This is a genomic window from Mesorhizobium sp. M7A.F.Ca.US.014.04.1.1, assembly GCF_003998745.1.
Lineage (GTDB): Bacteria > Pseudomonadota > Alphaproteobacteria > Rhizobiales > Rhizobiaceae > Mesorhizobium > Mesorhizobium ciceri.
Window position 1 is genome coordinate 1 of sequence record NZ_RZRW01000244.1, and the last position, 8372, is coordinate 8372.

The following is an 8372-nucleotide window of genomic DNA, read 5'->3' on the forward strand; positions in this document are numbered from 1 at the left end:
CGCAAAGGTCGACCGCTTGCCGAGCCCCGGCGAGACGGTGGGCGGCTCGGCCTTCACCACCGCGCCCGGGGGCAAGGGCGCCAACCAGGCCCTGGCCGCCGCACGCGCCGGCGCCTCGGTGCGCATGGTCGGCGCCGTCGGCAGGGACAGCTTCGCCGCCGAGGCACTGGCATTGCTGCGCGACGGCAAGGTCGACCTGTCCGGCGTTGCCGAGACTCACGCCTCGACCGGCACGGCACTGATCATGGTCGCCGACGACGGCGAGAACATCATCGCCGTGGTGCCGGGCGCCAACGCTTCCGTGGTGCCCGGCGATCTCTCCAAGGCCTTTCTGAAAAAAGGCGACGTCGTGCTGCTGCAAAATGAGATTCCGCTGGCCACCGTCGATGCCGCCCTCGACCAGGCAAGGGCGGCCGGCGCCATCACGGTGCTCAACACAGCACCTTTCCAGGCGCAAGCAGCCGGCTTTCTCGGCAAGGCCGACTATGTCGTCGCCAACGAAACCGAGTTCGACCTGTATGGCGAAGCGCTGTCGCTGCAAGGCCGCGATCGGGCGGTGCGCATGCGCGACTTTGCCGGAAAGACCGGCCGCACCGTCGTCGTCACGCTCGGCGGCGATGGCGTGATGGCGGCGACACCGACCGAGTTCCTGGCCGTTGCTGCGCGCAAGATCGTCCCCGTCGACACGGTCGGCGCCGGCGATACGTTCTGCGGCTATTTCGCCGCCAGCCTGTCGTCGGGCCTCACGCTCGAACAGGCGCTGGCGCGCGCCGGCGCGGCCGGCTCGCTGGCCTGCCTGAAACCTGGCGCCCAACCGGCGATCCCGCTCGCCAAAGACGTCGATCAGGCGCTGCAGGAAACCCATTAAAATGCTGCGTCCTCAAACAAAACATGCCGTGCCACCGGCAGGCGACATCTGCCGCCTGTCCGCAGTCGAACTCGCCGGCGCGATCCGGGAGAGGGAGCTTTGCGTGCGCGAGGTGGTGGCGGCATTCCTCGACCGCATCGAGGCGGTCAATCCGCTGGTCAACGCCATCGTCTCCTTGCGCGATCGCGCCGATATCCTGCGCGAAGCCGATGCGGCCGATGCCAGCCCAACGCGAGCCAAAACCAACCCGCTCTTCGGCCTGCCGATGGCCATCAAGGACCTCGCCTCGACCACGGGCCTCAGGACCTCTTTCGGCTCGCCGATCTTCGCCGATTTCGTGCCGCAGGAGGACGATTTCTTCGTCGAGCGCATCCGCAATGCCGGCGCCATTATCATCGGCAAGACCAACGTCCCCGAATTCGGGCTTGGTTCCAACACCTACAACGCCGTGTTCGGGCCGACGCTGAACGCCTTCGATCCGGCCCTGACCGCCGGAGGCTCGAGCGGCGGCGCGGCCGTTGCCCTGGCGCTCGACATGGTGCCCGTCGCCGATGGCAGCGACTTTGGCGGCTCGCTGCGCAACCCGGCCGCCTGGAACAATGTTTTTGGCTTCCGCCCGTCGCAAGGACTTGTTCCCGGCGGACCCGATTTCGAAGTCTTCCATGCGCAGATGGGCGTCGACGGGCCGATGGGCCGCAACGTCCGTGACATGGCACTGCTGCTCGATGTGCAGGCCGGTTACCACCCGCACGCGCCATTGTCCTACGAGAAACCCGGCTCGTTCCTCGAAGGGCTTGGAATACCCGCAACTGGTGGCCGCATCGCCTGGCTCGGTGATCTCGGCGGTCATCTGCCGGTTGAAACAGGCGTTCTCGGCCTGTGCGAGGCGGCACTTGGCCGCTTTGCGGAAGCGTCCTTCGCGACCGAGCCCCTGCTGCCGGATTTCGATTTCGAAGCGCTGTGGCAGGCCTTCGTGACGCTGCGCCAGGCCAGCAGCGGCTGCGCGCTCAAAACCCACTATGACGATCCCGCGAAGCGCCGCCTGCTCAAGCCGGAAGCCATCTGGGAAGTGGAGAACGCAACGCGGCTGACGGCGCCGCAGATCCGCGCCGCTTCGGTCATCCGCACGTCCTGGCATCGCACGCTGCTGTCGATCTTCGACCGCTATGATCTGATTGCGCTGCCGACAGCGCAGGTCTTCCCCTTCGACATCGATACGCATTGGCCGCGTGAGGTCGCCGGACGCACAATGGACAGCTATCACCGCTGGATGCAGGTTTCCGCCTTCGCGACCTTGGGCGGCTGCCCGGCGGCCAATGTGCCGGTCGGCTTCGACGATAGAGGGCGGCCGATGGGCATGCAGCTGATCGGCCGGCCACGCGGCGACCTTGCCGTGCTCAAGGCGGCGGCCGCCTATGAGGCAACACTGCCCTGGCCGGCCGGCGCCTGAATCGCACGCGTTGGCGGCCGCGGCGCTTCGCGCACCGGCTTGCATCGCTATCGCCGCCATGCATTGATTATCCTCAGCCGCGCCGCCTCGGCGGTATTCCTGGGGAAAAAGCATGTCGCTCGAACTCTACGCCGCCTATGTCCTCGCTTGCATCGTCATTATCCTGGTGCCCGGTCCGACGGTCACGCTGATCATTGCCAACAGCATCCGCCATGGCTCGCGCGCCGGCCTCGCCAACGTCGCCGGCACGCAGGCCGGGCTTGCCGTGATGATCGCCATCGTCGGCATCGGCCTCAACACGCTGATCGCAGGCATGGGCCACTGGTTCGAGTGGGTACGACTGATCGGCGCGGCCTATCTGATCTGGATGGGTGTGCAGATGTTCCGCTCCAAGGGCACGTTGAATGCCGATGGAACAGCGAGAAAGCCGCGCGGCGGCTTCTTCCTGCAGGGCCTGCTGGTGGCGCTGAGCAACCCCAAGACGCTGATTTTCTTCGGCGCCTTCTTTCCGCAGTTCATTTCGCCGCAAGGCAACTACTCGCTGCAGATCGCCGTCATGGGTCTGACCGCCATGATCTTCGCCGCCTTCTCGGATTCGACTTACGCGCTGGCCGCCGGCCGCGCCGGGCGCCTGCTGTCGGCCGGCCGCATCAAACTCCTGTCGAGGATCAGCGGCAGCTTCATGGTCGGCGGCGGCCTGTGGCTGGCGTTTTCGCGGTCGAAGTAAAGGCGGCCGAGCCGGCGCCGCAAGGAGTTGCAGCACCCTGGAATGGCAACAGATTGAAAGTGTGCTGTCCCACCACCACATGAATCTGGCTTGAGGGATTCATGTCTGTCTTTTGGACTTGGGATGGTTTGAAGAGGAACGCGCCTGGCGTGATCCTCTTTATTGGTGCGTTTGCGGTTATGATCATGTTGGCGGCAAACAAATGGATCAACGACGCCAGCCCGATCCGATCGGTCGACACAGTCGAGGCAAACGTCGAAAGTGTCCGGTTGGACCATGGCCGCGGCATATATCTGGTTTCTATCGAGAACGGTTCGTCTGTCCTTATCGATGACGATCACCCGCATCTGATCGGCTCGCGCACAAACATCGAACGCGTCACGCGCGACAATGGCTTCGTCTTCTACCGATTCGTGAATTGAATCATGGCAACAGTATCTTCTCTCAGAAACCGCCTGCTTCTGTTTCAGGCAGAATACCGAGACGCAGTCATTGGTGTCGTATTCTTCTGCGCACTGCCCCTGGCGGCGCTGATCCCGATTGCGATGAACCAGGACAATCCGGTTGTGGCAACTCAGAGTGTGATGGGCACTATCGAGTATGTGAGGTTAATGCCCATCAATCCGAAGATGGCTGCCGGGCGCGGGCTGTATTACACATACGATGTCCGCCTTGATGGCAACAGCGCGGTGACATCCATCGATGATGAAGTGGGGATGCCGCACCTTGTCGGTTCGGTCATCCCCATCGAGCGGCAACATCATAAGCGCGGCGGAGACACCTATCGGTTTCTCAATGAGTGAAGACGCGTGCTCACAAGTTCAGTTCTGTTCTGACGGTCAGTTAAGCCGCCCCAGCCTCTCCACCAGCAAGGCGAAAAACGCATCATGGTCGATGTCGCGCATCACCATGGCGTTCTTCGGCCGTTTGGTGACGCCCCACCAGTCGATCACGGTCATGCCCATGGTCAGTTCCGAGGCGGTTTCCACGCTGACGTTGCAGTTGCGGCCCTTGAACAGGTCCGGCTTCAACAGATAGGCGATGACGCAAGGATCGTGCAGCGGGCCACCGTCGGTGCCGTATTTCTCTTCATCGAAGCGCTCGAAGAACTCCAACATCTCCGCGGTGGCGGTGCCGACCCTGGTGCCCAGCGCGCGGAAGGCCTGCGTGCGCTTGGCGGTGGTCAGCGCCTTGTGGGTGACGTCGAGAGGCATCATGACGATCGGAATGCCGGATTTGAGCACGACATCTGCGGCCTGCGGGTCGACATAGATGTTGAATTCGGCGGTCGGTGTGACATTGCCGCCTTCGAAGAAGCCGCCGCCCATCAGCACGATTTCCTTGATGCGCGGTGCGATGCGCGGCTCGCGGATCAGCGCCAGCGCAATGTTGGTGAGCGGGCCGAGCGCGCAAAGCGTGATCGTGCCGCTTTCTTCGCTCATCAGCGTCTCGACGATGAAATCGACCGCGTACTGGTCCTGCAGCTTCATCGTCGGTTCGGGCAATTGCGGACCGTTGAGGCCGGTCTTGCCATGCACTTCCTCGGCGGTGACCAGTTCGCGCGTCAGGGGCCGGATGGCACCGGCATAGACCTTGATGTCCGGGCGGCCGGCCAGCTCGCAGATCTTGCGGGCATTCTTTTCGGTAAGCTTCAGCGGCACGTTGCCGGCAACGGCTGATATGCCGACGATCTCCAGTTCGGAGCTGCCGAGCGCCAGCAATATGGCGACGGCATCATCCTGGCCGGGATCCGTGTCGATGATGATCTTGCGTGACTGGGGCATTTCAATTCCTTGTTTGGCGAGGTCGTGGACTTGCATCGATCCGATCGGAACATCCAAATGACGCCGAAGCGGCCGCGAGCTGCCAGGCCGAACCGCTCGACCGGGGAAGACAATCCCGACCCGCGCGCTTTTCCTTGCATCTGCTCGCCGTTTCAAGCGCCATGTCTGTCATTCCTGTGAGTCCACGGCCTGGTCTTTTTGGGCGGGTCTGTTGACGGCTTGAACTTGGTCGCGGGGCGGACCATATCAAGGCCATCGGGAAAAATGCCATCTGGGTTTTTCCACTTTATGTCGCTCTTGAGAGGACAGTGTAACATGAGCCGAATGACGCCCTTTTCCAGCCCGCTTCTGCTTGGTTTCGACGCCATGGAAAAGACCCTGGAACGCCTGGCGAAGTCCGGTGACAGCTACCCTCCCTACAACATCGAACGCCTCAGCGGCGCCGACGGCAAAACCGAAAGGTTGCGCATCACATTGGCGGTCGCCGGTTTCGCCGAAAGCGATCTCGATGTCACCACGGAGGAAAACCAGTTGGTCGTGCGCGGCCGTCAGACCGACGACACCGAGCGCGAATTTCTTCATCGCGGCATCGCCGCGCGCCAGTTCCAGCGCTGTTTCGTGCTGGCCGACGGCATGCGGGTGATCGCAGCGGAGTTGAAGAACGGCCTTTTGGCGATCGACCTCGATCGGCCGGAGTCCGAACGGCTGGTACGGAAAATAAACATATCGGTGAAAGACTGATCTTTACCGATGGCTCTCATGCGGGATGGCCTTGAGCGGCGTCCTCGCGCCAAGGAGGCTTTGAAATGACCAGAACTGAAACTATCACCATGACCAATGGCGAATTCGCTCATCTCGGCGAGGGCTCGGTCGCTTATCTCAGAAAGGTCTCGAGCGACGAATTGCTCGGCCGTTTCCCCAATCTCGGCGAAATCGCTCCCGGCATGGAACTGTGGGCGCTGTTTGCAGCCAATGGCCAGCCGATCCTGCTTTCCGACGCGCGTGACCGCGCACTGGCCGGTGCCATGGAAAACGACCTGACCACGGTCGCCATCCACTAAGACCCAGCGCGCCGCCCTGTTAGGCGCGACCAGCAGGCTCAAACGCATAGGGCCGCCCGTGGCGGCCCTTGAAGTTCGTCTCACCAGAAAAATCAGGCCGCGTGCGAGGCCTGGGTGTCCGATAAAAGCGCGTGGATAGCCGCGGCGTCGCGCGTACCCCTGATCTTGGCCACCGTGTCGGCGTCACGCAGCACTCGCGCGATGCGCGACAGTGCCTTGAGGTGATCGGCACCCGCCCCTTCCGGCGCCAGCAGCAGAAACACCAGATCGACGGGCTGATCGTCCAGCGATTCGAAATCGACAGGCGTCTCCAGCCGGGCGAAAACACCTGCGATGCGCTTCACGCCGGCCAGCTTGCCGTGCGGGATGGCGATGCCGTTGCCGACGCCGGTCGAACCCAGCCGCTCACGCTGCAGGATGGTGTCGAACACCTCCCGCTCCGGAATGCCGGAAATCGCCGCCGCCCGTTCGGACAGCAATTGCAGCAGCTGCTTCTTGGAGTTCGCCTTCAACGCCGGCAATATCGCCGGAACGTTGATAAGATCGCTCAGATCCATGCTTGAAAATCCCTTGTTCGCCTGCCGTCACCAGTCCTCACCCCTCGTGCGGCCGGCTCTTATCCCAGTGCGACCTCGTCGTCACCGTGCGACCCTTGTCGTCACCGTGCGACCGTTGTCGTCACGCTTGTGCGACCTTGGTCGTCGACGGGTCGATCCAACCGATATTTCCATCGGGTCGGCGATAGACGATGTTGAGATGGTCGGTTCCCGCGTTGCGGAAGACGAAGACCGGGCTGTCCTTGGTGTCGAGCTCGATGACCGCCGACGCCACCGACATGGTCTTCAGCGTCATGGTTGATTCGGCGACGATGGCCGGCGCGAAATTCTCCGGAATGTCCTCGTCGTCATCGGCAAGCGGCGCCATCACCGTGTAGGCTATGTCGGTCGGTTGGCCGTTGGCGGCGCCCGAATTGTGCGATTTCAGCCGGCGCTTGTAGCGCCTCAGGCGGGTTTCCAGACGGTCCGCCGCCGCCTCGAAGGCAAGCGTCGGATCCTGGGCATCGCCGGTGGCCTGCAGCGAAGCGCCGGAATCCAGCCGGATCATGCAATCCGCCGAATAGCGCGAACCCGATTTGATGACCGTGACATGTCCGGCAAAGCCGCGATCGAAATATTTGCCGATCGCTTCGCCGACACGATCGTTGATGCGTGTCCGAAACGCATCGCCGATGTCCATGTGTTTTCCCGATATGCGCAGATTCATCTGAAAACTGACCTTCCTTGCTCAGGCTTCAAACTGGCCCGAGTTTATACTCGTGATCCGTGCGCACAAGCTTTGCGGCGTCACTTGCGCCGATTTTAAATCCAGACTTTCCGGTTGATCACAAGCCGCCCTTTGACCGTCCCGAGGCCAACGTCGTGACGGACCATCCGCATGCGGGCATCTAGCCCGTCTCATGCGGGCGGGCTTCTAGCCAGTTCACCGCGGCTTGTCAATGAAGTGCTGGCTTGTGGAAAATCGACCCGCCTCAGCGCCCGGCGCTGGCCATCGCACGTTTCTCGCGCCGGCGCTGCACCGAGGAGGGGATATTCATGCCTTCCCGGTACTTGGCGACCGTACGCCTTGCAATGTCGACGCCACTTTCGCGCAACATGTCGACGATTGCATCGTCGGAAAGCACGTCGACGGGCTTCTCCTCGTCGATCAACTGCTTGATGCGGTCACGCACGGCTTCCGAGGAGTGCGCATCGCCGCCGCCCGATGCGGCGATCGAGGCGGTGAAGAAGTAGCGAAGCTCGAACACGCCGCGCGGCGTCAGCATGTATTTATTGGCTGTGACCCGGCTGACGGTCGATTCGTGCATGCCGATGGCGTCGGCCACAGTGCGCAGATTGAGCGGCTTCAGCTGCCGCACGCCATGGACGAGGAAGGCGTCCTGCTGGCGAACGATTTCCGAGGCGACCTTGAGGATGGTCTTTGCCCGCTGGTCGAGGCTGCGCGTCAGCCAGTTGGCGTTCTGCAGGCATTCGGCCAGAAAATCCCTTTCCGCCTGGTTCTTGGCCTGCGGAGAGACCTGGGCGAAATAGATATGGTCGACCAACACCCGCGGCAGCGTTTCGGCATTGAGTTCGACCGTCCAGCTGCCGTCATTGGCCGCGCGCACCTCCACATCGGCGACGATCGCGTCGCTGGCGCCGCCCGAAAACGCCATGCCCGGCCGGGGATCGAGCGCCCGGATTTCGGCCAGCATGTCGAGCAGATCCTCCTCGTCGACACCGCAGATCCGTTTCAATGCGTGAAAATCGCGCCGTGCCAGGAGTTCGAGATTGGCGACCAGCGCCTTCATCGCCGGATCGAGCCGGCTCCGCACGGCAAGCTGCAGCGACAGGCATTCGGCCAGGTCGCGGGCAAACAGGCCGGCCGGCTCGAAGGTCTGACACACCGCCAGCACCTTCGCCACGGCGGCGGCATCCGCACCGAG

The 8372-nt window shown here is 62.8% G+C and carries 11 protein-coding genes; 7 read left to right on the plus strand and 4 right to left on the minus strand.

Annotated features, from left to right (window positions below; genetic code table 11):
• The 5 genes from EOA22_RS17290 to EOA22_RS17310 form a co-directional block, all read left to right on the plus strand.
• Positions 1-868 (plus strand): ribokinase (locus EOA22_RS17290; protein WP_164755580.1); only part of this gene is annotated, 868 nt, incomplete at its 5' end.
• Between the two features lies 1 nt (position 869).
• Complete coding sequence (locus tag EOA22_RS17295; RefSeq protein ID WP_063169005.1) at positions 870-2318, plus strand: amidase; 1449 nt, start codon at positions 870-872, stop codon at positions 2316-2318.
• A gap of 112 nt (positions 2319-2430) precedes the next feature.
• Positions 2431-3045: a LysE family translocator gene (locus EOA22_RS17300; protein WP_013529595.1), complete on the plus strand. Its 615-nt coding sequence runs from the start codon at positions 2431-2433 to the stop codon at positions 3043-3045.
• A gap of 101 nt (positions 3046-3146) precedes the next feature.
• Positions 3147-3467: a hypothetical protein gene (locus EOA22_RS17305; protein WP_013529594.1), complete on the plus strand. Its 321-nt coding sequence runs from the start codon at positions 3147-3149 to the stop codon at positions 3465-3467.
• A 3-nt stretch (positions 3468-3470) separates the two neighbouring features.
• Positions 3471-3848 (plus strand): hypothetical protein, encoded by a 378-nt coding sequence (locus EOA22_RS17310; RefSeq protein WP_063169006.1) that lies wholly within the window; start codon positions 3471-3473, stop codon positions 3846-3848.
• Positions 3849-3884: 36 nt separating this feature from the next.
• Here the strand turns inward: EOA22_RS17310 and EOA22_RS17315 are convergent, their stop codons facing one another.
• On the minus strand, positions 3885-4829 hold the full coding sequence (locus EOA22_RS17315) for a nucleoside hydrolase (RefSeq protein ID WP_063170333.1): 945 nt from the start codon (positions 4827-4829) through the stop codon (positions 3885-3887).
• 315 nt (positions 4830-5144) lie between these two features.
• Between EOA22_RS17315 and EOA22_RS17320 the strand changes: the two genes are divergently transcribed.
• Both EOA22_RS17320 and EOA22_RS17325 read left to right on the plus strand, forming a co-directional pair.
• Positions 5145-5570 (plus strand): Hsp20 family protein, encoded by a 426-nt coding sequence (locus tag EOA22_RS17320; RefSeq protein ID WP_013529591.1) that lies wholly within the window; start codon positions 5145-5147, stop codon positions 5568-5570.
• A 65-nt stretch (positions 5571-5635) separates the two neighbouring features.
• Entirely contained in the window at positions 5636-5890 is a 255-nt protein-coding gene (locus EOA22_RS17325; RefSeq protein WP_013529590.1) for a DUF1150 family protein, read from the plus strand.
• A 92-nt stretch (positions 5891-5982) separates the two neighbouring features.
• Here EOA22_RS17325 and ptsN read toward each other — a convergent pair whose 3' ends face one another.
• From ptsN to rpoN, 3 genes are all read right to left on the minus strand, one after another.
• A complete protein-coding gene (gene ptsN / locus EOA22_RS17330) occupies positions 5983-6447 on the minus strand; it encodes a PTS IIA-like nitrogen regulatory protein PtsN (protein ID WP_013529589.1) in 465 nt (154 codons plus the stop codon).
• Positions 6448-6568: 121 nt separating this feature from the next.
• Positions 6569-7153 carry a ribosome-associated translation inhibitor RaiA gene (raiA, locus tag EOA22_RS17335; RefSeq protein ID WP_013529588.1) on the minus strand — a complete coding sequence of 195 codons (585 nt, stop codon included), beginning with the start codon at positions 7151-7153 and terminating at the stop codon, positions 6569-6571.
• 265 nt (positions 7154-7418) lie between these two features.
• The coding region (rpoN, locus tag EOA22_RS17340; protein ID WP_127390110.1) for an RNA polymerase factor sigma-54 at positions 7419-8372 on the minus strand (954 nt) is incomplete at its 5' end.